Annotated in this window: 1 protein-coding gene; it reads left to right on the top strand. The window is 46.3% G+C overall.

Going from position 1 to position 598, the window contains the following annotated elements; all coding sequences use genetic code 11:
• Positions 1-598 (top strand): transposase family protein (locus AC1DSE_RS36185; protein WP_477529237.1); only part of this gene is annotated, 598 nt, incomplete at both ends.

The raw sequence follows: 598 nt of genomic DNA, 5'->3' as shown, positions 1-598 counted from the left end.
CCGTCACACCACAGGCTAAAGGCCGGATCGAGCGTCTTTGGCTGACGCTTCAAGACCGTCTTGTCATTGAGTTACGGTTGCTAGGTATCCAGACGATAGATGCTGCAAACGAGGCATTGCCTGAGCTTATTCAAAAACATAACAAGCAATTTTCCATAGCTCCACGCTCATCTGAATCTGCCTATGTGCAGCTTCAAAAGCATATTGAACTCAGTTATGTGTTTACACTTCGAGAGTATCGCAAGCTCGGAGCTGGCAACACCCTTTCTTACCGCGGAGCAACCTACACTTTAGCTGAGCCTTCTACCCAGCGTTTTGACGCTAAAACTACGGTTGAAGTGCGAGAAACACTGAATGGCAAAGTCGTAATGTGGAATCAAGGACAAGCCATATTGTTAAAGCAGATAGAAAAACAAGATCAAAAACCGCAAACCAAAAAGGCGAGTTCAGCGCAGCCACGCAAACCCGCCAAGGAACATCCGTGGAAAACCACAGGTAGTACCAGCACAAATAAGCGTAACACAAAAAAAACGTCATTCCAAGAACTAGCTTATTCACAGCATAATAGCTTTGCAGAGGTCACCTGGCAGGTGACCTC

This window comes from Paenibacillus sp. 01L418, from assembly GCF_056400045.1.
The sequence above is the reverse complement of the archived record's forward strand: the minus strand, read 5'-3'. Positions and strand labels throughout refer to the sequence as shown.